At 66.7% G+C, this 26230-nt stretch carries 19 protein-coding genes; 8 read left to right on the top strand and 11 right to left on the bottom strand.

Annotation, left to right across the window (positions count from 1 at the left end; genetic code table 11):
* Positions 1-23: 23 nt before the first annotated feature.
* The 7 genes from NX02_RS21835 to NX02_RS21805 all read right to left on the bottom strand — a co-directional run bounded on the left by NX02_RS21835 (position 24) and on the right by NX02_RS21805 (position 9895).
* A complete protein-coding gene (locus NX02_RS21835; RefSeq protein WP_025294292.1) occupies positions 24-989 on the bottom strand; it encodes a family 43 glycosylhydrolase in 966 nt (321 codons plus the stop codon).
* Positions 989-2422, bottom strand: coding sequence for an MFS transporter (locus NX02_RS21830; protein ID WP_245648670.1), 1434 nt, complete (start codon positions 2420-2422; stop codon positions 989-991). Before NX02_RS21830 ends, NX02_RS21835 begins: the two co-directional genes overlap by 1 nt.
* Positions 2423-2581: 159 nt before the next feature.
* Positions 2582-3697 carry a beta-galactosidase BglB gene (gene bglB, locus NX02_RS21825; protein WP_025294290.1) on the bottom strand — a complete coding sequence of 372 codons (1116 nt, stop codon included), beginning with the start codon at positions 3695-3697 and terminating at the stop codon, positions 2582-2584.
* A gap of 11 nt (positions 3698-3708) precedes the next feature.
* Complete coding sequence (locus tag NX02_RS21820) at positions 3709-6735, bottom strand: glycoside hydrolase family 35 protein (RefSeq protein ID WP_025294289.1); 3027 nt, start codon at positions 6733-6735, stop codon at positions 3709-3711.
* An 8-nt stretch (positions 6736-6743) separates the two neighbouring features.
* The gene (rhaM, locus tag NX02_RS21815) at positions 6744-7058 is read right to left on the bottom strand and encodes an L-rhamnose mutarotase (RefSeq protein WP_025294288.1); all 315 of its coding nucleotides are present in this window, start codon (positions 7056-7058) and stop codon (positions 6744-6746) included.
* A gap of 73 nt (positions 7059-7131) precedes the next feature.
* Complete coding sequence (locus NX02_RS21810; protein ID WP_245648669.1) at positions 7132-8664, bottom strand: rhamnogalacturonidase; 1533 nt, start codon at positions 8662-8664, stop codon at positions 7132-7134.
* A 1-nt stretch (position 8665) separates the two neighbouring features.
* Positions 8666-9895 (bottom strand): rhamnogalacturonan acetylesterase, encoded by a 1230-nt coding sequence (locus tag NX02_RS21805; RefSeq protein ID WP_025294286.1) that lies wholly within the window; start codon positions 9893-9895, stop codon positions 8666-8668.
* Positions 9896-10218: 323 nt separating this feature from the next.
* Between NX02_RS21805 and NX02_RS21800 the strand changes: the two genes are divergently transcribed.
* The 5 genes from NX02_RS21800 (at position 10219) to NX02_RS21780 (ending at position 18268) form a co-directional block, all read left to right on the top strand.
* Positions 10219-12948, top strand: a complete 2730-nt coding sequence (locus NX02_RS21800; protein WP_039996773.1) for a TonB-dependent receptor — start codon at positions 10219-10221, stop codon at positions 12946-12948.
* A gap of 166 nt (positions 12949-13114) precedes the next feature.
* Positions 13115-13816, top strand: a complete 702-nt coding sequence (locus NX02_RS21795) for a DUF6250 domain-containing protein (protein ID WP_025294284.1) — start codon at positions 13115-13117, stop codon at positions 13814-13816.
* Between the two features lie 31 nt (positions 13817-13847).
* Entirely contained in the window at positions 13848-16550 is a 2703-nt protein-coding gene (locus NX02_RS21790) for an exo-rhamnogalacturonan lyase family protein (protein ID WP_039996772.1), read from the top strand.
* A gap of 14 nt (positions 16551-16564) precedes the next feature.
* Positions 16565-17893 (top strand): oligogalacturonate lyase family protein, encoded by a 1329-nt coding sequence (locus NX02_RS21785; RefSeq protein WP_025294282.1) that lies wholly within the window; start codon positions 16565-16567, stop codon positions 17891-17893.
* 171 nt (positions 17894-18064) lie between these two features.
* Entirely contained in the window at positions 18065-18268 is a 204-nt protein-coding gene (locus NX02_RS21780; RefSeq protein ID WP_158014146.1) for a hypothetical protein, read from the top strand.
* A gap of 30 nt (positions 18269-18298) precedes the next feature.
* Here NX02_RS21780 and NX02_RS21775 read toward each other — a convergent pair whose 3' ends face one another.
* Both NX02_RS21775 and NX02_RS21770 read right to left on the bottom strand, forming a co-directional pair.
* A complete protein-coding gene (locus NX02_RS21775) occupies positions 18299-19228 on the bottom strand; it encodes an electron transfer flavoprotein subunit alpha/FixB family protein (RefSeq protein WP_025294280.1) in 930 nt (309 codons plus the stop codon).
* On the bottom strand, positions 19225-19974 hold the full coding sequence (locus NX02_RS21770; protein WP_025294134.1) for an electron transfer flavoprotein subunit beta/FixA family protein: 750 nt from the start codon (positions 19972-19974) through the stop codon (positions 19225-19227). Before NX02_RS21770 ends, NX02_RS21775 begins: the two co-directional genes overlap by 4 nt.
* A gap of 134 nt (positions 19975-20108) precedes the next feature.
* On the opposite strand from NX02_RS21770, the gene NX02_RS21765 reads away from it, so the two are divergent.
* Positions 20109-20840, top strand: coding sequence for a FadR/GntR family transcriptional regulator (locus NX02_RS21765; protein ID WP_025294279.1), 732 nt, complete (start codon positions 20109-20111; stop codon positions 20838-20840).
* A 110-nt stretch (positions 20841-20950) separates the two neighbouring features.
* Positions 20951-22114 carry a CaiB/BaiF CoA transferase family protein gene (locus NX02_RS21760; RefSeq protein ID WP_245648668.1) on the top strand — a complete coding sequence of 388 codons (1164 nt, stop codon included), beginning with the start codon at positions 20951-20953 and terminating at the stop codon, positions 22112-22114.
* Positions 22115-22159: 45 nt separating this feature from the next.
* Here NX02_RS21760 and NX02_RS21755 read toward each other — a convergent pair whose 3' ends face one another.
* Positions 22160-23299, bottom strand: a complete 1140-nt coding sequence (locus NX02_RS21755) for an acyl-CoA dehydrogenase family protein (protein ID WP_025294277.1) — start codon at positions 23297-23299, stop codon at positions 22160-22162.
* Between the two features lie 187 nt (positions 23300-23486).
* Between NX02_RS21755 and NX02_RS21750 the strand changes: the two genes are divergently transcribed.
* Positions 23487-24719 (top strand): LysR family transcriptional regulator, encoded by a 1233-nt coding sequence (locus NX02_RS21750; protein WP_025294276.1) that lies wholly within the window; start codon positions 23487-23489, stop codon positions 24717-24719.
* Between the two features lie 20 nt (positions 24720-24739).
* Here the strand turns inward: NX02_RS21750 and NX02_RS21745 are convergent, their stop codons facing one another.
* Positions 24740-26227: an aldehyde dehydrogenase family protein gene (locus NX02_RS21745; protein WP_025294275.1), complete on the bottom strand. Its 1488-nt coding sequence runs from the start codon at positions 26225-26227 to the stop codon at positions 24740-24742.
* Positions 26228-26230: the final 3 nt, after the last annotated feature.

The following is a 26230-nucleotide window of genomic DNA, read 5'->3' as shown; positions in this document are numbered from 1 at the left end:
TCCGCAGGGACAAGGAGGATGATTCAGTTCAGCTTCACCGTCACCGGCGCTTCGCGGTCCACCACGATGCGGCCCTCCTGTTCCTTCATTTCGGCGATCTGCAGCACCGTGCGGCGGCCATAGTCCGGGTTCGCCTTGGCTTCATCCTCGCCATATTGGTGGACGAAATAGACGATGTAGGCGCGGTCTCCCGCGACGATCACGTCCGGATGCTGGCCCTTCTCGCGGTCGGTGGGCTGCTGGCCCGGCCGGGCGAGGATATAATCCGCCTGCCGCGTCCAGGCCTCGCCATCGTCGGAGCGCATCACCAGCAGCCCCTTCCACGCGTCGGAGACCAGCCACCAGCGGCCCTTCCAGCGGAACGCCTTGGGGCCTTCGCCGGGGGTGTCGGTCAGGCGCTTCTTCACGGTCCAGCGGACGAGATCGGGGCTGTCGGCGTAGAGGATCGCCTTGTTCTGGCGCTCGTCGTTGAAGAACAGGCGATAGCCGCCCTCGGGCAGCGCGACGACGCTGGCGTCGATCACCCGATCCGAGCCCAGTTCGAGCCGCTCGCCGCAGGACCAGCGCTCGAGGTCGGTGCTGGTCAGGTGGACGATGAAGCGCGGCGCGTTCCAGGTCTCGAAGATGCCGGGGACGACCGTCAGCCACATATGCCACTGGCCGTCGAAATATTGCACGTCGGGTGCCCACAACGTCGCGCCGGTGCATTTCGCCGGGATATTGGCGACGCCGGTATAGCGCCAGTTCGCACCGTCCTTCGATCGGGCGACGCCGATGTGGGTACCATGCACCCAGCGCACGTCCTTGGGGCCGTCCAGCGGCAGGTCGGCGCGGCGGTTGGTGTAGAACATCACCCACTCGCCGTTCCTGGTGTCGCGGGTGATGGTCGCGTCGGCGGCGCCATCATGCACCGGATCGCGGAACAGCGGCTTGGGGGCGACCGGGGCGGCGGCGGGGGTGGCCGCGGCCATCAGCAGCGCCGCGAGCATCAGTGCTTCACGCCCGCGACCGGGTTGTTCCCCCAGAGCTGTTCATAGGACCAGCCCGAGAGATCCTCGACGACAGCGCGGTTCTCCAGCGAGGAAGGCGCGCGGGCGCCGGTGCGGAGATGCTCGATCTCGCTCATCAGGATGCTGTGGGTGCGGCCGTCGAGGCGGAAGCGGGTGGAGACGAGGATGCCCGCGAACAGCGTGCCGACGGTGCCGGCGCCGAGCAGGACGGCGATCGTCAGCACCGCCTGCGGGGTCTGTTCGGTCGCGCCGGAAACGAAGCCGCCGGCCTGCATGATGAAGCCGACGCCTGCCACGGCGGCCGCCTGGGTCGCCTTGCGGACGAAGGTCATCACGCCGGCGAAGCTGCCCTCGCGGCGCTGACCGGTGACGATCTCGTCGACGTCGGCCATGTAGTTGTAGGTCGCCCAGGGGATGTAGTTGAGCGCGCCGCGGCCGAGGCCGGCGAGCACGATCGGCACCCACAGCACCCAGCTCGTCGCGGTCATCCCGCCCGACCACAAGGCCACCAACGTCACCGCGCCGGCGGCGAACGCCACCGCAGCGATCTGGTAGGCGATGCGCGGCGAGGCGCGCAGGGCAAGGTTGATCGCGATGATCACCGCGACGAACTGGACGATATACATCGTGCCGAGCAGGCCGGAGGCGATCGCGGTCGACCCCGCCAGCGCGAAGATGACGAAGAAGGTGAAGGCGGCGTTGAAGATGTCCTGGCTGATATAGCCGCCAAGATACATGCCGAGGTGGAGCCGGAAGGCGCGGATCCGCATCGTCGAGAAGAGGTTGCGGTAGAGCGCCTTGAACGCGCTGCCGAGGCCGGTGGCGCCGGTGTGGGAAAGCGCGCGCGCCTCGGGCGAACCCGGCACGAAGCGTTCCCAGCTGAAGAGATAGAGAAAAGCCGCCGTCGCCATGAACAGCACCGCGAAGATGATGCCCATGTAGAAGAAGGTGTCGGCGCTGTCGCGGCCGAGCGCGTTGATCAGCCACAGCGGCAGGAATCCGGCAAGGATCGCCGAGACCTGGCCGAACAGGATGCGCGATCCCGCGAACTTGGCCTTGGTCTTGTAGTCGGTCGACATCTCCGCCGCGAGCGTCTCGAACGGGATGATCTCCATCGCGTAGATCAGTTCGAACAGCACATAGCTGACGAGATAATACCAGAAGGTCTGTCCCGGCAGCCACATCAGCGCGAAGCTGGGCAGCAGCGGGATCGCCGCGAGGATGAAGAAGCGCCGGCGGCCGAACTTCGCACCCAGCCAGTTGCCGCCGAAATGGTCGGAGATGTAGCCGATCATCGGCGAGGCGAACGCATCGAGCACGCGCGCCACCGCGAAGATCAAAGCCGCCTGGCCCGCGCTCAGGCCGCAGAACTGCGTATAGAAGACGAGCACCCAGCCCGAGATCACGGCCATCGAGCCGGCCCCGAGCACGTCGTTGGAGCCGTAGGCGACGTAATTGATCAGGCGTACCGGGCGCGCTCTGGTGGCTGGATCGGTCGGCAGGTCACTCTCCCGGTAGGCGCAATCGGCATAACATGTCCTCCCCGAGCTTTGCTCGGGGAGGAGATTAGGTTAGATATAGGTCCGCAGGAACTCGGCGAGCGCGCAGATCGCGAGGCTCTGGCCATAGGGCATCGAGGTCAGCGCGATATCCTTGTAGAACTGCTGGGTGTCGCCCATCGCGGTGCCGAAGCTGACCTGCTTCAATTCGCCGGTCTCGTCGATGTTGGCGAGCACGCCCTTCACCGCCCTGATGCCGACCGCCTCGTAATGGCGCGGCAGATAGCCCTTCCGTACCGCCTTGAGGATGCCATAGGCGAAGCCGGCGGTCGCCGAGGCTTCGAGATAGGAAGTCGGATCGACGACCAGCGTGTGCCAGAGGCCGGTTTCGGCGTCCTGCGTTTCGGCCAGCGTCTTCACCTGGGCGGCGAGGGTGTCGATCAGGAAGATGCGGAAGGCGTCGCCGGGGGCGAGGTCGAGGATCTCGATGATCTCGGGGATCGCGATGGTCACCCAGCAATTGCCGCGCGCCCACAGCGCCTCAGCGAAATTGTGGCGGCCGTTGAAATCCCAGCCGTGGAACCACAGGCCGGTCTTCTTGTCGAACAGATACTTGATGTGGACGAGGAACTGGCGCTTGGCCTCTTCCACATAATGCGGGCGGTTCAGCAGCAGGCCGATCTTGGCCAGCGGCAGCACGCTCATCATCAGCGTGTCGTCCCACATCTCGCCCGGGTTCACATCGTTGTAGACGATGTGCTGGAAGCCGCCTTCCTCGGTCTTGGGCAGGCCGTCCGGCGCCATCAGCCATTCGGCCCAGGTGTCGAGATAGGGGATGTAGCGGGGATCCGGCTCGAGCTCATAGAGGTAGGCGAGGGTGATGAACGGCGCCATCGTGTTGATGTTCTTGGTCGGCGTGCCCTCGACGAAGCGGTCCTCGAACCACTGCCTGATGATGGCGAGCGCGGCCTTGTCGCCGGTCTGCTCGAAATAGCGCCACATGCCGAACAGGCCGACGCCGTGGGTCCATTCCCAGCCGGCCCAGCCCTTGGTGTCGATGATGCGGCCATCTTCGAGATGGAGCAGGAATTCGCCGGTCTCGTCCTTGATGTTGACGAGATTGTCCATCAGCTTCGCGACGGCGGCAGTCACGTCCGCGCGCGGAACGTCATGATTGAGGGCGGCCAACTTCTTGTCTCCTAGTTGAGGTCCGAGGGGCGGGAGGGGGCTGCGACCATTCTCACGGGGAGCCCGCCCCTGACGTTGTGAAGCGTGACGAGCCGGACATCCTCCAGCGCATCACCCGCCGCGCCGTCGGATGTGACGGCGAGCGCGATGTGGTTCGTGCCCCGGTGGTCGAGGATGCCTTCCGGCACCGGGAACACGCGTTGCGGGCCGATATGGGCGATGAACTGGCCCATGTTCCAGCCGTTGACGAAGATCAGCACGCGGTAGCGCGCCTTGGAGCGCGGCGTTTCGGTGTCGCCGAAGGCGATGCCGATCGTCGCGTCCTGCCCCTTGGGCACGGCCAGGTCGAAGCGGGTGCGATACCAGCTCGTGCCCGCCGTCGCCCGGGCGGAGGGAACCGTGGCCGCCTGCCACTGGCTGTCGTCGAAGCCCGGCAGGTGCCAGCCGACGCGCTCGCCATAGAGGCCGCCATTGTTGGCGACGCCGCGCACCGGATCGGCGATGTCCTCGCCGCCCTGCTTGCCCTGGATCTTCCAGGCGATCGGCACGCCGAAGCTGCGCCCGCCCGGTGCCTCGATCGAGGCGGAGACGATACCGCGCGCTTCCTTGTGGAAATCGTCGACGTCGAGATCCCAGTTGTGGCCGTTGTTGCGCACCATCACGCTCAGCACATGTTCGCCTTGCGCCTGCGCCGCGTCGGGCAGCGCCAGTTCGGCGACGCCGGTGGTGATCGGACGGGGCAGGCCGCTCGGCAGCTCATGCTGGCCGACGAACTGGCCGTCCAGCCAGACCTGTGCGAGACCGGAGCCGCCGGCACCGTAGAACAGGCGGAGCAGCTTCGCATCCGCCGTGCCGGTGAAGCGGCCGCGATACCAGACGTCGCCGTCATGGAAGCCATAGCTATCCATGCCCATATTGGGCTGGCCATCCGGCCGCGCGGTGATGCTGGCGCTCGACCGGTTGTCGATCGCCGCCCACTTGCTGTCGTCGAAGCCCGGCTTCGCTTCCGGCGAGCCTTCCGCCATCTTCCAGCCGGTCAGGCGCGGCAGCGCGATCTCGGCGGGGCCGGCAAGCGGCTTGCTCGCGACGCGGCTCCCTGCCTTGCCGGCGCGCAGCGCCACCGGGGCTCCGTTCCAGCTCAACGTCCTGAGCTTCGCCGGCGCCCAGATTTCCAGCGGGGTCTCGGCCGCGGTGTCGCCGGTCAGCGCGAGCTGGCCGCCGCGGACGGTGGCGGTGCGCACCAGCGCGGGGCCACGCACCAGCACCGTGCCGGCGGCGCTGTCCTGCCGCCAATAGCGCGCGCCTTCGGCCTCGTCGCCGATCAGCAATGTCAGCTTCGGGCGATCGGCGCCCTCGATCGTCACGATCGCGCGGCCCTGGTGCGCATAGTTGAGGCGGAGATCACCCTTCGACGCGTCGAACGCGCTGGTGACATTGCCCTCGACCACCGTCACCTTCGGCGCGCCCGCGTAGCGCAGCACGGTCTCGCCCTGCTCGCCGGCGCGGCCGTAGATCAGGGCGACGTCGCTGCCGTCGACCTTGAGCAGCGCCTGCAGCTCGGAGGTGGAATACACCAGCTTCTGCCCGCCCAGCTTGACGCCGGCGACCAGCCACTTCGCGTCGAAGCCGTTGAGCTGCATCGGCCCGGCCTGCGGCAGGGTGTAGCGGCCGTCCGGCAGGTCGGCGGTGATGGTGAAGCTGTCGTTGGTCTGCCCGTTCGACGGCTTGTGCGTCACCATCAGGAAGCGCGCGTCGGTTTCCGGGCTCTTGTTGTGATAGACCTGAATGTTGGGCGATGAGATCTGCACGCTGCCCGCCGGGACCATGCCGGCGAGATCGGGCACCGCGGCGATCAGCCCGCCGAGCTGCTTGAGCTCCTCCGCCTTGGGGCGGATCGTGCGCGGCTCGGAGATCGCCGAGCCATAATCATAGCTGGTGAACACCACCGGTGCCGGCAGCCAGCCCCAGCTGGTGCCGCCATAGAGCATGTAGAAGCTCTGGATGTTGATGCCGTTGGCCAGGTTGGTGCCGTAGAACACGCGCTGGAAGCGCTTGCCGCGCTGGATCGCGTTGCACTCATAGCCGCCGTTGGAGCCCCAATAGTCGAACCAGCCGCCACCGAACTCCGCCGCGAAGCCGGGCGTGTTGGGGGAGGCGGAGGCGCCGCCGCGCGCGCCGCCGGGGCCGTAATAGCCCCAGTCGGGCGCTGCCGAGCCGCGCGTCGGCTTGCCCTGGACGGTGCAGGTGCCGCCGGGATAGCCATCGAACGCATACATGTCGTTCGGGCCCTTCACGACCTTCTCGACCGGCGAGTTCTCGGGCACCCAATAGCCGTTGCGGCCCTGGTCGTTGTGGAAGATCGGCACGTTGATGCCGTCCGCCCGCGCCTTGGCGTAGAGATGGTCCATGTAGCGGCGCTGCGCCGGCGTGGTCGCCGCCAGCTCATTCTCGATCTGGTGGAGAATGACGCTGCCCTTGTTGCCCTTGCCGTCGCCATTGATCTGGTGGCGGGCGATGATCGCGTTGATGCGGGTCAGCCACTCGTCGGCCGCGGCCATATATTCGGGATCGTCGGTGCGCGCCTTGCCGCGCTGGTTGACCAGCCAGCCGGGGAAGCCGCCGCGGGTCAGCTCGGCGTTCACATAGGGGCCGGCGCGGGTCATCACATAGAGACCCTCCTCGTCCGCCATGGTCAGCAGGCGATCGATGTCGCGGATGCCGGAAAAGTCGTACACGCCCTTCTTCGGGCTGTGGAACCCCCAGTCGAAATAGAGCGCCACGGTGTTGAAGCCGCTCGCCTTCATCTTCTGCAGGATGTCGCGCCACAGATCGGGGCTGGGCAGGCGGAACGGGTGGAATTCGCCCGACCAGATGACGGTGCGCTTGCCGTCGATCTTGAGCGAGCGGCCGTCGAACGAGACGCGCCCGAACCGCTGTTCGGGCGCGGAGAGGTTGACGGTTTCCTTCGCGTCCTGCGCCGCGGCCGGTGCCGCGAGCGCCGAGGAGGCAAGGAGGAGGGCGGCGGCGATCGGACGCATCTTCATCCTCATGCGAGATGGAACAGCGGTGTGAGCGGCCATTCGACGGGGCGGTTATTCGATTCCACCTCCATCAGCGGGGCCATATAGTCCCACCAGCGCTTCATCACCGGATGCTCGGGCAGGCTGTCGCGGCTGTTCTCGTCGCGCAGCTTGAGCACGGCGAATAGCGACAGCGTGTCCTCGTCGAGGAAGATCGAATAGTCATGGATGCCGGTCTGCGTCAGCAGCTCGGTCAGTTCCGGCCAGATCTCGTCATGGCGGCGCCGATATTCTTCGACGACACCGGGCTTGAGCTGCATCTTGAAGGCGTGGATGGACATGCCCCCTCCGTATTCCATTATATGGGTTTGAATTGCGATATATGGTAATCAGCCAGCGTCGCGGCGTCAAATCCTAAGCGGTCCACAGCGGCGTATCCGTGACCGAAAGGGCAGGGACGTCCTCGATGTGGAAGGGCGGGCGGGCATCGGACGCCATCGTCTCGGCACGGAATGTCTCGATCCGCAACCGCTCGGCATGGCGCACCCACAGCGCCCAGGCCGGCAGCACGCCGAACATGCTGGGCTCGGGATAGGCATCCGCCAGTTCGGCGGGCTTGCGCGCGGCATCCCCGGCGGTGCCGCCGCCGCGATAGATGAGGGCGATATCCTTCAGCACCACATCTGCAACGCGGTGGCCTGGCAGGCCGGCGATGGCGGCCGGGAAGCGATGATCGATGCCGCGCGCCTCCACCTCGCTGATCACCACGTTGCGGATCGCGCCGACACCGGTGCCCTCCGGCCCGCGCCGGCGATCGCCGATGCGCAGGAAGATCGGCGCGGTGGTCACGTCGTTCATGGTCAGGCCGGTGGCGACGACATTCTCCATCACGCCGCCATCCACCGTCTCCAGCGCGAGGCCGCGGCAGCGGGTGAAGCTGCAATCCTTGATGATGATGTTGCGATAGCCGCCGTTGCTTTCGGTGCCGAGCTTGATGCGGCCGGTGACGCGGTCGCGGTCCGGCGCGATCTCCTGCGTGGTGCGCTTCGTGCCGTCCAGCATCGTGCCCATGTCATAGCCGGAGACCGCGCAGTCGCGGATGACGATGTTCTCCGCGGCGATCGCCTTGCCCAGCGCATAGCTGCTCTTGACGACGATCGCGTCGTCATTGGGCGAATTGACCCGGCAGCGCTCGACCCGCACGTCGCGCACGCAATCGAGGTCGATGCCGTCGCGGTCGGTGTCGATGCTGAGGTCGGCGATCTCAAGTCCCTGGGTGCCGGTCGCAAGGATCGCGAAATGGCCGCCCTTGAGGATCGAGAAGCCGGAAAGGCGGATGTTGCGCCCGTTGCGCAGCGCGATCGCCTTGTTGCCCTTGCCGCGCATCGCCTGCGCCGCCGGCTCCAGTTCGTCGATCTGCTTCTGCGTCATGCCCCGCATCGAGAGCGGCCGTTCGCCCGCCTGCTTCTTCCAGCGCGCGCCGGGGCCGTCGCGGGTGAGGCCGGCGCCGTCGATCAGGCCGGGGCCGGTGATGGCCGCATCTTCCACACCGTCGCCCCAGATGAGGCTGTTCTGCCAGTGGCTGTGGCCGAAATCCTGGTAGAGTTGCTCGATGCCGTCCTCGGGCATGTCATAGTGGCCGGCGTGACGCGCCGGATCCGCCGCTACGATCACCGCACCCTTCGCCAGCATCAAGGTGACGCGGCTCTTGAGGCGGATCGAGAAGCAGAGATAGCGGCCCGCCGGCACCACCACCGTCGCGCCGCCGGCCTGCGCGGCGGCATCGATCGCGGCGTTGATCGCCGGGCTGTCGATGCTGCGGCCATCGCCCCTCGCGCCATGGCCGCGCACATCGATGATCGTCGCGGCATGGACGGGGAAGGGAAGGAGCGCCGGGCCGGCAAGCAGCCCGAGACCGACATCGCGGCGGGTCATGCGGATCGTCACCTCAATTGCCTGCCGGCCGTTCGGCGCTGCGCGCGATGCTGGGCGCGATCGCCAGCGACTCCGCGCTCGGCGGCGCGGCGGGGGAGAAGGCGGGCAGGCTGATGTGCGGCGCCAGTGTGGGAATATTGGCGCGGATCCGCTCCGCCACCGCGCTCGCGAGCAGCCAGGCGCCGTAATTGTTGTGGTGCGTCTTGTCCGCGCCGCCGTCGTTGAACGCGGTCGGCGCCACCTCGGGGCCCAGCGCCTCGTAGATCGTGCGGCTGTCCGCGTTGAGGTCGATCAGCGGCACGCCCTCTTCCTTGGCAACGCGGCGGACGGCATCGGCATAGGCGCCCAGCGTGTCGGTGATGCGACCGGCGGCGTCGAAGTTGCGCCGCTCGGGCGAGGTGACGAGCACGGGATGCGCGCCGCGGCGACGCGCCTCGGCGATGTAGGTGCGCAGATAGGCGGGGTAGGTGGTGGCCGGATCGACATAGGTCTGCGGCCATTGCTGCTTCTGGTCGTTGTGGCCGAACTGGATGAACAGCCAGTCTCCTGCTGTCATCCGCGACAGCGCCTTGTCGAAGCGCAGCGCGGTGAGGAAGGATTTCAGCGTCTCGCCCGACTCGGCATGGTTGGCGACCGCGACGGTGTCGTCGAGCATCGCCGGCAGCATCTGCCCCCAGCTTGCCGCGGGTTCGGCGCGCTGGTCGGTCACCGTCGAGTCGCCGACCAGATAGATCGTCGGCACGTCGGCGGGGGCGACGGTGATCGAGGCGACCTTCGGCTGCCCGAGAAATTCCAGGGTCAGCTTCTCGTCCCACGTATAGCTGCCCGCCTCGCGCGGCTTCAGGCGCACGGAGGCACCGCCCGGCGCGTTCTCCGGCGGCGGCACCAGCGCTGCGGTGCGGACGTTGACCAGGAAGCTCGCCTCGCGGAACTGGCCGGCGCGGGTCGCGATGTTGCGCAGCATCAGCCGGCGCGACTCGGCTTTCACGGTCGTCCGGCTCGCCGCGCGCTTGTCGCCAAACCGCACGGTAACGCGATAATTGCCCTCCGGTATGGCGATCGAGAACAGGAAGCCGGCATCGGCGGCATCCGGCTCGTAGCCGTAACCGCCTTTGCTGTACGCGTGATCCGGCGCCACCGGCTGGCTGCCGGATGGTGCAGGCAGATCTGCCAACATGAAGGTGACGGGCGCCGTCGCCGCGTCTGCCAGCATGAGAAGCGCGAGCCCCGGGCTCAGCGGCATGGAAGTTCCTCCCCAAGCGCGCCGCAACCTTTTGTAGCAGCGCACACTGTTCCATTTATCGCACGCTAACTCCATATAACGGGAGCCGGCGGGCATCAATCCGGCCGGCCATTTGTCGGATAATAAACCCGCCGCGCCGGCATGCCGATGCGAAGGGCTTGACAAACACCGCCCACATACCGCAACAATGTTCCATTATATAGGAACGAGAGGAGGCCTGGAACGTCAGACCCCTTCATGCCCAACCGCTCTGTTCCGAAAAAAGATGGTCCGGAGGTCGCTCGGACCGTTGCCATGAGCAAGTTGAGGGTCGGGAGGATCGCGTGTCTAAATCTCTTATTGGTTCGACGGTCGCCGTGAGCGGCGCGTCGCTTCTTGTGCTGGCCGCCATGATCGCAGCGCCGGCCTATGCCCAGGAAACGCCGCCGGCCGAGCCGGCACCCGCCGAGCAGCCCGCCGCAGAGCCGGAAACCGATGCCGCGACGCAGGGCGAGCAGGACATCGTCGTCACCGGCATCCGTTCGAGCCTTCAGGGCGCGCTCAACGCCAAGCGCAACTCGGCGCAGGTGCTCGATGCGATTTCGGCCGAGGATATCGGCAAGTTTCCGGACAAGAATATCGGTGAAGCGCTGCAGCGCGTGACCGGCGTGCAACTCACGCGCTCCGACGGCGAAGGATCGGGTGTGACCATCCGTGGCGCCGATCCGTCGCTGAACCGCGTCGAGATCAACGGGACGAGCGCACTATCGACCACGGTCGGCGGCGGTCGCGACGTCGATTTCCGCGATCTTCCTTCCGAATTCGTCAACCGCCTCGAAGTCGTGAAATCGGCCACCGCCGACATGACCGAAGGCGGCGTCGGCGGCACCGTGCGCGTCATCACGCGCCGTCCGTTCGACAATGGAGGCGATCCGTTCCTCGCCGGTTCGGCGCAGGTGATCTACGCCGACATCGGCGACCATATGGATCCGAAGTTCGCGCTCATCGGCAGCGACACCTTTGCGGATGGTACGATCGGCGTGCTGCTGTCGGGCACCTACGAGAACCGCAACGTCGAGAGCCACCAGGCGCGCACCACCGGCTGGAAGCAGGACATGGATCCCAGGACGCCGGGCGTTCAGGGCTTCGACCTCGATGACAACGGCATGCTCGACTTCTTCCCGGACATCCCGCGCTATGTGATGAACCGGCTGGAGACGCAGCGCTACGCGCTGAACGGCATCCTCGAATGGCGCCCATCGGACGACTTCAAGGCTTACTACGAGGGCAACTACACCCGCTCGAAGCAGTCGGTGACCTCGCAATTCCTGCAGACCGGCACTACCGGCGGCATCGTCGACACCGAAAACTCGATCACCGGGCCGGACGACACCGTGTCCTACCTGGTGTATCGCAACGATCCGTCGCAGACGGTGCCCAACCAGCTCGGCGTCGCCTATCGCAACATCCTTGGCGACATCACCCGCACCACCTTCAACTCGGCGATCGGCGCCGAATGGACCACGGGCAAGCTGACGCTGACGCCGAAGATCTCCTATGCGAAGGCCAAGGCCTACAACAACGAGATCAACGCGACCGCGTCGGTCCTCGGCATGGACAGCCTGATCGTCGACTATCGCAACGAGCAGCAGTCTCCGCAGATCATTCTTCCGAACGACCCGACCACGACCAACGGGGTCAACCGGCTGACCGTCCAGCGCCGCCCGCGCTACGACCAGCAGGAAGAATATATGGGCAAGCTCGATGCCGAGTATAAGCCCGACGGCGGCTTCTTCACCTCGTTCAAGGCCGGTGGCCAGTGGCGCCGCCTGACCGTGGATTCGAAGCTGTTCAATACCACGACCACGCTGGACGGTTTCAGCAACCCGGCGGTGCAGTCGCGCATCGACGAGGCGCTGGGCTATTCGGACATCGGCAACACCGCCTTCTTCCACACCGGCAATCTCGGCTTCGACGATGGCTATCAGCGCTGGCTGAACATCAATGAGGGCGTCGCCAACTTCGTCGGCATCCCCGATCCGTTCGGCAACCAGACCTTCACCGACACGTGGGAAGTGCGCGAGCAGAACATCGCCGGCTATGCGCAGGCGTCGTTCGAGATCGATCTGGGTTCGGTTCCGCTCACCGGCGTGGTCGGTGCCCGTGTGGTCAACACCAAGACCGACACGTCGGGCTTCCTGAGCGCAGGCGGGGTCGTCAGCCCGGTCGCCTTTGACGGCGAAGTCACCGAGTTCCTGCCGTCGATCAACCTCAAGGCGGAACTGCTGCCGAACAAGCTGTTCGCCCGCGCGACCGCCACCGAGGTGATGGCGCGTCCGCTGCCGCAGCAACTTGCGCCGCGCTTCACGCTGGACGTCGTCGGCCTGTCGGGCTCGCGCGGCAATCCCGAGCTGGAGCCGTTCCGCGCCCGCCAATATGATCTGGGCCTGGAATATTACATCAACCGCACCAGCTTCGCGTCGGTAACCTATTTCCGCAAGGAAATCGGCTCGTTCATCCAGAACACGACCGAGCCCTATACCGATCCGACGACCAATGTCGTTTACAACATCACCTTTCCGACCAACGGCACCCAGAAGGTGACGATCAACGGCGTCGAGGCGGGCCTTCAGGTCGCGTTCGATTTCCTGGAGGTTCCGGTTCTCAAGAACATGGGCGTCTTGGCGAACTACACCTATTCGAAGGATAGCGGCTATGAGGGCCGTGACGTCTTCACCGGTGCGGCGCTTCCGTTCCAGGGCCTGTCGCGCAACAGCTACAACATCTCGGCCTATTACGAAGACGATGTCATCAGCCTCCGCGGCGCCTATAACTGGCGCTCGAAGTATCTGATCGTCGCCCAGGGTCGCGGCAACAATCCGGAGTTCGGCGAGGCCTATGGCCAGCTCGATGCGTCGCTGAACATCACCCTGATGCCGGAAGTGTCGCTGTTCCTCGAAGGCGTGAACCTGCTCGACGCGACCCGCAAGGAGAATGCGAACAGCGTCTACCGTCGCACGATCGTCGAGACCTTCGGCCGTCGCGTCTATGGCGGCATCCGCTTCAAGCTCTGACGCGAAACACCCCTCTCCTGTCGGAGAGGGGGTGGGGGTGGGGGCTGTCCGCCGGCGCCGGAGCCGGAGGGCGGGCCCCACCCCAAAATATGATGCGCCCGAGATGCGCCTCGCTGTTCCTCTCCCCCCGAGGGGAGGGGGAGCAGGTTATATAAGGAGGCAGCCCGTGCTCAGCCGCCGATCCTTGGTCGCCACGCTCGCGCTGACGGCGCTGGCCGCCTGCGCCTCCGTGCCGCATCGCGCCGCCGCTCCAATCTATTCCGACGATTTCACCCACGGCCTCGCCCAATGGCGGCTCGAGGCCGCATCGCCCGCCGCCCGCATGACCGCGGCGAACGGCGTTCTCGACATCGATACCCCCGCCGGGCTCAGCCTGTGGTTCCTGCCGCGCCTCGAAGGACCGGTGGCGATCAGCTTCGAGGTGCGCGCGGTCGCCGCCGGCGGGCCGAACGATCAGGTCAGCGACGTCAACGCCTTCTGGATGGCGACCGACGCGGCCGTGCCCGGCGGATCGGTGCTCGAACGGCCGCGCAGCGGCGTGTTCGTGGATTATGATACGCTCAAGACCTATTATGTCGGCATCGGCGGCAACCGCAACACGACCACGCGGATGCGCCGCTATGTCGGCGAGGCGGCGAACCGGCCGCTGCTGCCCGAACATGACAAGACGGGTGCGGCCGACATGCTGCAGCCCAATCGCTGGTTCCGGCTCCGCCTGATCGCCGACGGCAACCGCATCGTGGTGGAGCGGGATGGCGCGATCCTGTTCGCGATGGACGATGCCGATCCCTATCGCGCCGGCCATTTCGCGCTGCGCACCACCCAGAGCCATTTGCAGGTGCGCGATTTCCGCGTCGCGCGCCCCTGAACGCGTCGATAAACCCGAGGGAGGAGAGGATATGAGGATCAGCCGCCGCGAAGCATTGGGAGGAGCGAGCCTGCTCGCGGGCGCGGTCGGCTTCGGCGGGGCGCCGGCTTTTGCTGCGCAGCGTGCGCGCAGCATTCCGGCGACGCCGGTGCGCTGGATCGACGATGCCGCGCCGGCGCTGTCGCCCGGCCAGACCTTCGGGGTGCCGTGGCCGCGCGGCGTGCTCGCTGCGAAGGGCCCGCTCAGCGTGACCGGTGCGGATGGCGTCGCGCTCCCTTCTCAGCACTGGACGATCGCAACCTGGCCCGATGGCTCCGCGAAATGGACCGCGCACGCACTGCCCGCCGGAACAGACATGCCCGCGACGCTCGCCGTCATCCCCGGCCGGCCCGCCGCACCGCAGGAGCCGGTCACGGTACGCGAGGCCGCAGACCGCATCGAGATCGCGGTCGGCAGCTCGATCTGGCGGATCGGCAAGAGCGGCCAGGCGCTGATCCAGTCCGCCGACAGCGACGGCCGCCGGGTGATGGACGCGTTCGAGCTGGTCGCCAGCGTCGACAGCGCGCCCGAGAAAGGCACGCGCACCGAATTCATCGGCCGCATCGACAAGGCGACGGTCGAGCAGACCGGGCCGGTGCGTGCGGTGGTGAAGCTGGAGGGTATGCATGAGGGCGCCGGCCGCCGCTGGCTGCCCTTCGTCGTGCGCTTCTATGCCTATGCCGACAGCCGGCACCTGCGCATCGTCCACAGCTTCATCTTCGACGGCGACGCGAAGAAGGACTTCCTCAGCGGCCTCGGCCTGCGCGCGACGGTGCCGATGGCGGCGCCCTTCCACGACCGGCACGTCCGCCTCGCCACCGCGGACGGCCATCTGTTCGTGGAGGCGGTGCGGCCGCTGACGGGCTTGCGCCGCGATCCCGGCAAGCCGTTCCGCGACGCGCAGATCGCCGGCCGCGCGATCCCGCCGCTGGAGGGCATGCCGAAGAGCGTCAGTTCGCTGCTCGATCGCATCCCGTCGTGGAGCGACTTCACCCTGGAGCAGCCGACCGCGGACGGATTCGCGATCCGCAAGCGCACCAAGGCGGGGCAGGCGTGGATCGATGCCACCTCGGGCACGCGGTCGCTCGGCCTGGGCTATGTCGGCCAGCCGACCGGCGGCGTCGCGCTCGCCACCCGCTATTTCTGGGAGCGTCATCCCGCGCAGATCGACGTTCGCGGTGCAGCGGAGGACAAGGCGTCGCTCACCGCCTGGCTGTGGTCGCCAGACGCGCCGGCGATGGACATGCGCTCCTATCGCGACGTCGACGGGATGGAGGAGTATGACGCCCAGAACGAAGGGCTCGCGATCACCTACGAGGATTATGAGCCCGGCTGGGACGATGCCTCGGGCATCGCGCGCACCAACGAACTGACCCTGTGGGCTTGCCCGGCGACGCCGACCGCGGAGGCGCTGTCGGCGATGGCGAAGACCAATGCGGTGCCGCCGCAGCTGATGGTCACGCCGGAGCGGATCCATGAAGCGGGCGTGCTCGGCCCGTGGGGTCTGCCCGACCGCTCGACGCCGATGAAGGCGCGGATCGAGGCGCAGATCACCAACCTCGCCGATTTCTACGCGGACGAGGTCGACCGCCGCGGCTGGTATGGCTTCTGGCATCATGGCGACGTGATGCACACCTATGACCGCGACCGGCACCAGTGGCGCTACGACATCGGCGGCTTTGCGTGGGACAATAGCGAACTCTCGCCCGACCTCTGGCTGTGGTACACCGTGCTGCGCAGCGGCAGTGGCAAGATCTTCCGCTTCGCCGAGGCGATGACCCGGCACACCGGCGAGGTCGACGTTTATCATCTCGGCCGCTTCGCCGGGCTCGGCACGCGCCACGGCGTGCAGCATTGGAGCGACAGTTCCAAGCAACCGCGCGTCAGCAACGCCGCCTATCGCCGCATCTTCTATTATCTGACCGCCGACGAGCGGGTGGGCGATCTGATGCGCGCGCTGCTGACCTCCGACCAGACGCTCGAGCATGTCGAGATCGGCCGCAAGGTGCCTGGCGCAAAGCGCACGCCGCTGCCCAAGGGCGTGATCGATTTCAGCTTCGGCACGATGTGGTGCTCGGTCGCCGCGGCGTGGCTCACCGAATGGGAGCGCACGGGCAGCAAGCTGTGGCGCGACCGGCTGGTTGCCGGCATGGATAGCATCGGCCGGCTCAAATATGGCTGGCTGGCGGGCAGCGCGCCCTATGACCTCAAGTCCGGCCGCTTCATGGGGCCGGGCGACACGATCTCGCTGTCGCACCTCAACGCGGTGTTCGGCGCGGTCGAGATCAATGCCGAGCTCCTCGATCTGCTCGATGTGCCGCGCTACCGCACGGCATGGCTGGACTATTGCCGCTGGTTCAATGCCGACAAGGCCTCCTGGGAGGCGAAGTTCCAGATGCCGTTCAAGTCGCGCAACCTCAAGGAAGGCCATTCGCGGCTGACCGCCTATGTCGCGAAGGAAACGGGCGAGGCCACCCTCGGGACGCGTGCATGGGCGGAGTTCATGTCCGGCGAGGCCGGGCTCGGCCTCTCCGACGGCGATCCGCGGGTGACGATCGATGCACCGGGGCTCATCCGGCCGCTGGTCGAATGGCCCGACGTCTCGACCAACGCGGCCGCGCAATGGGGCCTGGCGGCAATCGAGAATCTCGCGCTGGTGCCCGATGCCCTCGCCTCGGTGCAGGGCCCCAAATGACGAAAGGAAAGATAATGCGCCGCTTTGGCCTGTTCGCTCTCGCGCTGGCGCTTGCGCCGACTGCCCTGCCGTCCGCCGCACGAGCCGAGCCGGTGAAGGAATGGGTGGATGCGCTGACCGGCCACCGCATCGTGCAGATCAGCCGCGAGGCGGGTAGCGCCAGCCTCTATTTCCACCAGAACAGCTATACGCCGCAGGGTGACAAGATGGTGATCTCGGTGCCGGACGGCATTGCGGTCGTCACATTGGCGGACTGGGGCGTGAAGCCGCTGGTGACGGGCAAGGATCTCCAGCTGCTCTTCACAGGCCGCAAGACGCGCACGGCCTATTATGCCAGCGGTCCGCGCAACGATGGCGGCGGCGCGAAGACGATCTTCGGCGTCGATATCGACACTGGCAAGGTGCGCAGGATCGCGACGGTGGAGCGCGGCTCGATCGGCTCGATCAACGCGGACGAGACCTTGCTGCTCGGCCAGTGGGCGGCGAGCGAAAAGCCGCTGCAGCCCGATGGCACGCAGAAGCAGGGCGGCCAGCCCGAGATCCGCCAGCCGTTCGGCCAGGCGCATTATGCCGCCAACGGGCCGGACGGGAAGCCGTTGAGCTTCGCCGAGGCAAAGGAAGTGCGGCTGAACGAGCGGCTGGAAGCGAAAATCCCGATGGAGATCTTCACGATCGACATCCGCACCGGCGCGCGCAAGGTGGTGGTCGCCTCCACCGACTGGCTCAATCACGTCCAGTTCTCGCCGACCGACCCCAACCTCATCATGTATTGCCATGAGGGGCCCTGGCATAAGGTCGACCGGATCTGGACGGTGCGGACCGATGGCAGCGCCAACACGCTCGTCCACAAGCGCATGATGAACATGGAGATTGCCGGCCACGAGTTCTTCTCACCCGATGGCAAGTGGATCTGGTACGATCTTCAAACGCCGCGCGGCGAGGTGTTCTGGCTCGCCGGCTACGAGATCGCCACGGGCAAGCGCAAATGGTTCGCGCTCGATCGCAATCTGTGGTCGGTGCACTACAACCAGTCGCCGGACAGGAAGATCTTCTCGGGCGATGGCGGCGACAGCGAGATGGTGGCGCACGCGCCGGACGGGAAATATCTCTACCTGTTCACGCCCAAGGATGTGCCCGATGTCGCCGGCATCCATGCCGAGAACAGCGAGACGCTGATCTCGCCGGGAACGTTCGTGCCGGAGAAGATCGTCGACATGCGCAAGCATGACTATCGGCTGGAGCCCAACATCACCTTCACGCCGGACGGCAAGTGGATGGTGTTCCGCTCCAACATGGAAGGCGCGAACCATATCTATGCGGTCGAGGTGAAGGGGACGAAATAGTCCCGCGGGCCGGATCGATCCGCCCGTCGGCACGTGCGTGTCGATATCGTGTCGGGCCGGGGCTTACAGCCTCGGTTCGCACATGCGGTACGGCGATGGTGCCGCGCAGCAACCGCATGAGTCGCACCGCGGCGGGGAGTTCCTTCGGACCGCGAGACAATGATGGCCCTGTTGTGCAGCATTTTCGGTCACAAGCCCGATCGGGGGCATGCGCGCCACGACGGGCGCGATTATTGGACGTCGTGCAGGCGCTGCAACGGCCAGCTCATTCGTGACGTCGATGGATGGCGGGCGGGAACGGCGGCGGAAATCAGCTTCCACGACAGCTTGCGCGGCGACCGCGACGAACAGCGCGCGGCAGCCGGCCTCGGCTGATCCAGGCCCGCGGCGGCCGTTCCCGGTCGCTCACAGCCTTCCCGTCAGTTCGGGGACGAGCTTGAAGAGGTCGCCGACGAGGCCGAGGTCTGCGACCTGGAAGATCGGCGCGTCCTCATCCTTGTTGATGGCGATGATGGTCTTGCTGTCCTTCATGCCGGCGAGGTGCTGGATCGCGCCGGAGATGCCGATGGCGATATAGACCTCCGGGGCGACGATCTTGCCGGTCTGGCCGACCTGATAGTCGTTGGGGACATAGCCCGCATCGACCGCGGCGCGGCTGGCGCCGACCGCCGCACCGAGCTTGTCGGCGAGCGGCTCGATGATCTCGTGGAAGTTCTCGCTGTTCTGCAGCGCGCGCCCGCCCGAGACGATGATCTTCGCCGAGGTCAGTTCGGGACGCTCCGACTTCGAGATCTCGGCACCGACGAAGCTGGAGAGACCGGCATCGCCCGCCCCGGAAACCGCCTCGACGACACCGCTGCCGCCCTCGCGCGACGCCTTCTCGAACGCGGTGCCGCGCACCGTGATCACCTTCTTCGCATCCGACGACTGCACCCTGGCGATCGCGTTGCCCGCATAGATCGGCCGGGTGAAAATATCCTCGCTCTCGACCGAGAGGATGTCCGAGATCTGCATCACGTCGAGCAACGCGGCGACGCGCGGCGCGACATTCTTGCCGATCGAGGTGGCAGGCACCACGAACGCGTCATGATCGGCCATCAGCTGGACGATCAGCGGCGCGACATTCTCGGCCAGCGCGTGCGCATAGGCCGCGTCGTCGGCGACATGGACCTTGCCGACGCCGGCGATCGCCGCGGCGGCCTCGGCAACGCCACCGACGCCTTCGCCTGCGACCAGCAGATGGACCTCGCCCAGCTGCGCCGCGGCGGTAACGGCGGACAGCGTCGCGTCCTTGACCGCGCCGCCCTCATGCTCGACCCAAACCAGCGTCTTCATGCCGCAACTCCCATCGCCTTGAGCTTGCCGACCAGTTCGTCGACATCGGCCACCTTCACCCCCGCGCTCCGCTTCGGCGGCTCGGCGACGTGCAGCGTCTTGAGGCGCGGCGTCGTGTCGACACCGTAATCCTCGGGCGTCTTCTGCGCGAGCGGCTTGGACTTCGCCTTCATGATGTTGGGCAGCGAGGCATAGCGCGGCTCGTTGAGGCGCAGGTCGGTGGTGACGATCGCCGGGGTCTTGAGGCTCACCGTCTCCAGGCCGCCATCGACCTCGCGCGTGACCGTCACGCTGTCGCCCGCGACCTCGACCTTCGACGCGAAGGTGCCCTGCGGCCGGCCCGTCAGCGCCGCCAGCATCTGGCCGGTCTGGTTGCTGTCGTCGTCGATCGCCTGCTTGCCCAGGATCACCAGACCCGGCTGCTCGTCCTCGACGATCTTCGCCAGGATCTTGGCGACCGCAAGCGGCTCGACCTCACCGGTGGCGGTCACCAGGATCGCGCGGTCCGCGCCCATCGCCAGCGCGGTGCGCAGCGTGTCCTGCGCCTTCGCCTCGCCGATCGAGACTGCGACGATCTCCGTCGCCACGCCCTTTTCCTTCAGGCGGATCGCCTCTTCCACCGCGATCTCGTCGAACGGGTTCATCGACATCTTGACGTTGGCCAGGTCGACACCCGACCCGTCCATCTTCACCCGCGGCTTCACGTTGTAATCGATAACCCGCTTCACGGGCACAAGGATCTTCATGGCGCTTCCCTTATCGCATGAATGGTAGGACCATTAGTGCAATAGGTTTTGCTGTCAATGGCGTTTCGGTCCGGCCATTGCGCCTCTCGGGGAGGCGGATGTAGATCTGGCGCACATCTTCGGGAGCGTATCGCATGGTATCGACATCGCCGGGCAGGCCGAGTTTCGCGCCCATCAAGACGCAGCGCGCGTTCGAGGTGATCTGCGAACAGATCCGGGCGCAACTGGCGGCGGGCACGCTCAAGGCGGGGGACAAGCTGCCCGCCGAACGCGAACTGGCGGTGGAGTTCCAGGTGAGCCGCAGCGCGCTGCGCGAGGCGCTGCGCAGCTTGGAGGTGGCGGGCATCATCCGCAACGTGAAGGGCGTGAAGGGCGGCGCCTTCGTGCAGACCGCGGAGCCCGACCGCATCGTGCAGGCGATGCAGGATTATGTGCATCTGGGCGACATCTCGCTCAACGAACTGACCGAGGCGCGGCTGGCGCTGCAGGACATCATCGTCCGCCTGGCCTGCGAGCGCGCGACCGCGTCGGATCTGGCCGAACTGGAGGCGATCGCCGAGCGGACCAAGCAGGAAACCAGCGTCGAGGCGCGTTATCAGTGCGCGGTCGAATATTATGGCGTGCTCGCGCGCGCGACCAAGAACCGCATTTTCGGCATCTTCGTCGATTCGCTGTCGGCCATCCTGCACGAATTCGTCCAGGGGCCGGATTATGAGACGCTGCAGCAATCGCTGATCGAATCGCGCTTCAAGCTCGTGCGCCATCTGCGCGAGAAGAATGAGGCGGCAGCGGTCGCCGAAATGCGCAAGCATCTCGAACGCGTGCATCGCCACGTCCGCAAGAACAGCAAGGCGGCGAAGCGTTGAGGATCGCTGCCGCCGATTGACCGCCCCCATTGCGCATGCGATAGGTAGGACCATTAAATATATGATCCTATGGAAGCGGGCGAGGCATGGCTGACGAGAGCGGGAAGGCAATGAGCGGCGCCCTGGACGGGGTGCGCGTGCTGGATTTCACCAGCGTGATGGCAGGGCCGTTCGCGACGCGGATGCTCGCGGACCTCGGCGCCGAGGTGATCAAGGTGGAATCGCTGGAAGGCGATCAGGTCCGCGCGCGGCCGCCGCGGCGCGACGGCTTCAGCACCTATTTCGGCACGCTCAACGCGGGCAAGCGCAGCATCGCCTGCAACCTGAAGTCGCCCGACATCATCGCGCTCGTGAAGCGGCTGGTGGAGAGCTGCGACGTGCTGGTGGAGAATTTCCGGCCCGGCGTGATGAAGCGCTTCGGCCTCGATCCCGAGGCGCTGGCCGCGATCAATCCGCGGCTGATCTATTGCTCGATCTCGGGCTATGGCCAGACCGGCCCGAAGGCGCTGTTTCCGGCCTATGCCCCGGTGATCCATGCCGCAAGCGGCTTCGATATGGTCAACCTGCGCTATCAGGATGGCGCCGAGCGGCCGGCGACGACCGGCATCTTCATAGCCGACGTGCTGGGCGGCACCCATGCCTTCGGCGCGATCCAGGCGGCGCTCTATCAGCGCGAGAAGACCGGCCTCGGCCAGCATATCGACCTGTCGATGCTGGAGGCGATGGTCGGCATGCTGGTGTTCGAAACGCAGGAGGCGCAGTTCCCGGGTGACGCCCGGCGGCCGCTCTACACCCCGCTCAGGACCAGCGACGGCTTCATCATGGTGGCACCGACCAGCCCGCGCAATTTCGAGCAATTGTCCGACGCGGTGGGCCGCCCCGAATGGCGCGAGGATCCGCGCTTCCTGACCAATGCGGACCGCAACGCCAACTGGGCGACCTTGCTCGCGCTGACCGAGCAATGGACGCTCGTACACACGGCGGAGGAGGCCGAGGCGATCCTTTCCCGCCACGGCGTTCCCTGCGCGCGCTATCGCGAGATCGGAGAGTTGCTGGACGATCCACAGCTGGAAGCGCGCGGCGCCCTGGCGGAGATCGGCGACGGCGCGGGCCGGTTCCGCGTGCCCAATCCGCCGTTCCGGATGAGCGGATCGCGCGCCGAGGCCCGCGACCATGTCGCCGGGCTGGGCGCGGATGGCGGTGCGGTGCTGGCGGAACTGGGGGTGGAGGATGCCCGGGTGGGCGCGCTGCGCGCGAAGGGCGACCTGCTTTAGCGGACGGGATGCGGCGGGAGAGGCCGTCCCCTCCCGCCATCGGCGTCACCGCAGCAATTCGCGCGCGATCGTGTTGCGCTGGATTTCCGACGACCCCTCATAGATGCGGGTGATGCGGATATCGCGATAGAGACGCTCGACCGCGAAGCCCCGGCAATAGCCACTGCCGCCGAAGATCTGGACCGCCGTATCCACCGTACGGCTGCCCGCCTCGGTGGCGAACAGCTTGGCCATCGAGGCAAGCTCGCGCCGCTTTTCGCCCTGATCATAGCGCCAGCACGCGTCGAGCAGGATCAGGCGCGCAGCGCGCATGTCCGTCGCCATGGTCGCGATATAGTGGCGGATGGCCTGGAAGTCGGAGATGACGCCGCCGAAGGCAGGACGCACCTTCGATTCCTCGATCGCCAGTTCCAGCGCATATTCGCCCATGCCGACGGCGGTCGCGCCGACGTTCATGCGGCCTTCGTTGAGCCCTTCGAGCGCATAGTGGAAGCCGCGGCCTTCCTCGCCGATCAGCGCGTCGGGACCGACCTGGCATTCATCGAAGCTCAGTTCGTAGACGCCCGGCGTCGCGGTGCCCATCAGTTCGATCGTGCCGGTGACGCTGAAGCCCGGCGTATCCGCCGGCATCAGAAATGCGGAGATGCCGCCCCGAGGACCTGCCGCCTTGTCGGTATAGGCATAAACGATCACATATTTCGCGTTCTTGCCGTTGGAAATATATGTCTTCGATCCGTTGATCACCCAGCCATCGGCGTTGCGGACGGCCGTCGTTCGCATGGAGCCCGGGTCGGACCCGCTATTGGGTTCGGTGAGCGCGAAAGCGATCGGAATCTCGCCCGATGCCATGCCGGGGATGAGCTGCTCGCGCTGCACTTCGGAGGCGTGATAGACGATGTTCTTTGCGCCGGGCCCCATCAGCGGGCGCAGCTCGGTCCAGAACTGCGGGGGAAGGCGGGCGAGTTCGATCTGCACTGCTGCCTGCGCCAGCGCGCCCAGGCCGAGGCCGCCATAGCGCTCGGGCAGCGCCATGCCGAAATAGCCGTTCTCGACCAGCGTCTTGCGGACGATCGGTGGCACCTTGCCGGTGGTCTGGAATTCGATCTCGTGCGGCAGAAGGTCGCGCACGATGCTGCGCGTCACGTCGCAGAATTCCTTGATGTCGTCGGGCAGTTCGAAATCCACGCTGCAGCCTCCTTCTGATGCGAATCTTTCGGATGCGTTCGGCATTCCGTTACAATGGTCCTACCATTAAGTATAATGGTCGGTCCATTGGGTTTTTTGGAGGAAGGCTGGCGTTTGGCGGGCCCGGCTCTACGATGATCGCGCCCGATGACGTCAGAGCGCGGGAGGAGGATGCGAGCGAAATGCCATGGCGACCGACCCGTTCGACCTGAACCTGCGACACCTGCGTGCGCTGCTGGCGATCCACGAGCATGGCAGCATCACCGCCGCGGCCGATATCGTCAGCCTCTCCCAGCCCGCCTTGACGCAGGGGCTGGCCAAGCTCGAGCGCCAGTTCGGCTACACCTTCTTCGAGCGGCGCTCCGGCGGCATGGTGCCGACGCCGATGGGCGAGATCGTGATCGAGCGTGCGCGCGCCGCGCTCGATCATCTGTCGCAGGCGGCGAAGGGGCTGTCGGGTGTGTTCCAATATCCCGAGCGGCTGATGACGATGACGCAGCTTCGCGCCTTCCTCGCGCTGGCGGAGGCGGGAAGCTTCGCCGCGGCGGCGCGCACCGGCGCGATGTCGCAGACGGCGGTGCATCGCGCGGTCGGCGATCTGGAGCAGATGATCGGTGGCAAGCTGGTCGAACGGCGCGGGCGGGCGGTGTGGCTCAACCCCGCCGGCAAAAGGCTGGCGCGCGGCACGCGCCTGGCAGTGGCCGAGATCGTCGCGGCGCTCGCCGATATCGGGCGCGACAGCGGCAGCGGCAGCGAATTGATCGCGTTCGGGGCGCTGCCGCTGTCGCGCCCCTATCTGGTGCCCGCTGCGATGGCGCGGATGGCGCGCAGCGATCCGCGCGCGGCGTTCAAGGTGCTGGAAGGGAGCTGGCGCGAACTGGTCGAGCCGTTGCGCGACGGGGTGATCGACATGATCGTCGGCGCGCTGCGCCCCCACGAAATCGCCGACCTGTATCAGATGCCGCTATCGGAGGACCGGCTGGTGATCGCCGCGGGGAGCCAGCACCCCCTGGCGCAGACCGCGCAGCCGACGATGGCGGAGCTCGCCACCTATCCCTGGATCGTCGCGCCCGCCAATTCGCCCTTGCGCGAGCAATGGGAGAAATTGTTCGGCCAGGGGAGGATGCCGGCGACGCCGATCGAATGCGGCTCGGTCATGATCATCGGGCGGCTGCTGACCGAAGGCGATTTCCTGACGTTGCTCTCGCCCGACCAGGTTGCGCTGCAGATCCGCAGCGGATTGCTGACGCAGATCGGCGCGCCGCTGGAGGGCACCAAGCGCGTGGTGGGGATCACCACCCGGCGGAGCTGGCGGCCGACCGCGACCCAGCGGCGCTTCCTCGACATGCTGGGCGACGCCGCGAAGGGCGAGCGGGCGGAGGCCGGCCAGCCCGACCTGCGCCAGTCGGGCTGGGTCTGACCGGCTGGGGGCCGGCGGGCTCAGTCCAGCTTGATCCACACGGCCTTGGTCTCGAGATAATCCTCGATATGGTGCGGACCGGATTCACGGCCGAAGCCGCTCATCTTGTAGCCACCGAACGGTACGCCCGGATCGAGCATCTGATAGCAGTTCACCCACACCGAACCGGCGCGGATTCCGCGCGCCATGCGGTGCGCGGTGGCGAGGTCGCGGGTCCACACCCCGCTTCCCAGGCCGAAGTCGGTGGCGTTGGCACGGGCGAGCACCTCCTCGACGGTGTCGAAGGCGAAGGCGGACAGGACGGGGCCGAAAATCTCTTCGCGCGCGATCGTCATCTCGTCGCCGACATGGCTGAAGATCGTCGGTTCGATGAAATAGCCGGCGTCGAACCCGGCACCCGACATGCGGCGGCCACCGGTGACCGGGCGGGCACCTTCGCTGTGCGCGCCTTCGATGAAGGCGAGGATCTTGTCCATCTGGACGGCCGAAACGACCGGGCCGATCTGCGTTTCCGGATCCAGCGGATCGCCCACCCTGATGCCCTGCGTGAACGCAGCGAGGCGCGCCATGAAATCATCGTGGATCGATGACTGGACGAACAGGCGGGTGCCCGCCGAGCAGATCTGGCCGCTGTTGGCGAACACCGCCATCGCCGCCGCCGGAACCGCCTTGTCGAGATCGGCGTCGGCGAAGACGATGTTGGGCGATTTGCCGCCCAGTTCCACCGTCACGCGCTTCATCGATCCGGCCGCGGCGTGGAGGATCTTCTGGCCCACGCCGGTCGAGCCGGTGAAGGCGATCTTGTCGACGTCCGGATGGCTGGAGAGCGCAGCGCCGGCGTCGCCGAGGCCGGTGACGATGTTGATCACGCCTTCCGGCACGCCCGCTTCCAGGCAGAGGTCGCCGAAGCGCAGCGCGGAGAGCGGGGTCTGTTCGGCCGGCTTCATCACCAGCGTGCAGCCCGAGGCCAGCACCGGCGCGGCCTTCCAAACCGACATGCCGATCGGCCCGTTCCACGGATTGATCGCGGCGACGACGCCGATCGGCTCCTTGAGCGTGTGGGACAGCACATCGCCGGGGGCGCTGTTGTCGATCGTGTCGCCGGTGATGAGCGTCGCCTGGCCGGCATAATAGCGCAGCAGCGCGCCGGCGCGCGCCTTGCCCATGATCGTGCGGCTGTAGGGCGCGCCCAGATCGAGCGTATCGAGCATCGCCAGTTCTTCGTAGTGCGCCTCGACCAGGTCGGCGAGGCGCAGGAGGATACGCTGGCGCTCGACCGGCTTCATCCGGCGCCAGGGGCCTTCGAAGGCGGCGCGCGCCGCCTTCACCGCGCGATCGACATCCTCGGCGCCGCCCTCGGCGACGGTGGCGAGCAGCGCGCCCGTGGCGGGGTTGCGCGTTTCGAAGCGCTTGCCCGACAGCGCGGGGACGCGCCGGCCGCCGATCAGCATGTCCTGCTCGGGCGTGTCGAGCAGGGCGGGGCGGGGCGGGATGGTCATCATGGTCATCGA

Origin of the sequence: Sphingomonas sanxanigenens DSM 19645 = NX02 (assembly GCF_000512205.2) — a bacterium.
Classification (GTDB): domain Bacteria; phylum Pseudomonadota; class Alphaproteobacteria; order Sphingomonadales; family Sphingomonadaceae; genus Sphingomonas_D; species Sphingomonas_D sanxanigenens.
The sequence above is the reverse complement of the archived record's forward strand: the minus strand, read 5'-3'. Positions and strand labels throughout refer to the sequence as shown.

Coding starts and splice junctions, on each gene's coding strand:
- NX02_RS21835 (WP_025294292.1), bottom strand. CDS start 989: ATGCTCGCGGCGCTGCTGATGGCCGCGGCCACCCCCGCCGCCGCCCCG.
- NX02_RS21830 (WP_245648670.1), bottom strand. CDS start 2,422: ATGGCCGTGATCTCGGGCTGGGTGCTCGTCTTCTATACGCAGTTCTGC.
- NX02_RS21820 (WP_025294289.1), bottom strand. CDS start 6,735: ATGCGTCCGATCGCCGCCGCCCTCCTCCTTGCCTCCTCGGCGCTCGCG.
- rhaM (WP_025294288.1), bottom strand. CDS start 7,058: ATGTCCATCCACGCCTTCAAGATGCAGCTCAAGCCCGGTGTCGTCGAA.
- NX02_RS21805 (WP_025294286.1), bottom strand. CDS start 9,895: ATGCCGCTGAGCCCGGGGCTCGCGCTTCTCATGCTGGCAGACGCGGCG.
- NX02_RS21790 (WP_039996772.1), top strand. CDS start 13,848: ATGAGGATCAGCCGCCGCGAAGCATTGGGAGGAGCGAGCCTGCTCGCG.
- NX02_RS21785 (WP_025294282.1), top strand. CDS start 16,565: ATGCGCCGCTTTGGCCTGTTCGCTCTCGCGCTGGCGCTTGCGCCGACT.
- NX02_RS21775 (WP_025294280.1), bottom strand. CDS start 19,228: ATGAAGACGCTGGTTTGGGTCGAGCATGAGGGCGGCGCGGTCAAGGAC.
- NX02_RS21770 (WP_025294134.1), bottom strand. CDS start 19,974: ATGAAGATCCTTGTGCCCGTGAAGCGGGTTATCGATTACAACGTGAAG.
- NX02_RS21765 (WP_025294279.1), top strand. CDS start 20,109: ATGGTATCGACATCGCCGGGCAGGCCGAGTTTCGCGCCCATCAAGACG.
- NX02_RS21760 (WP_245648668.1), top strand. CDS start 20,951: ATGAGCGGCGCCCTGGACGGGGTGCGCGTGCTGGATTTCACCAGCGTG.
- NX02_RS21750 (WP_025294276.1), top strand. CDS start 23,487: ATGGCGACCGACCCGTTCGACCTGAACCTGCGACACCTGCGTGCGCTG.
- NX02_RS21745 (WP_025294275.1), bottom strand. CDS start 26,227: ATGACCATGATGACCATCCCGCCCCGCCCCGCCCTGCTCGACACGCCC.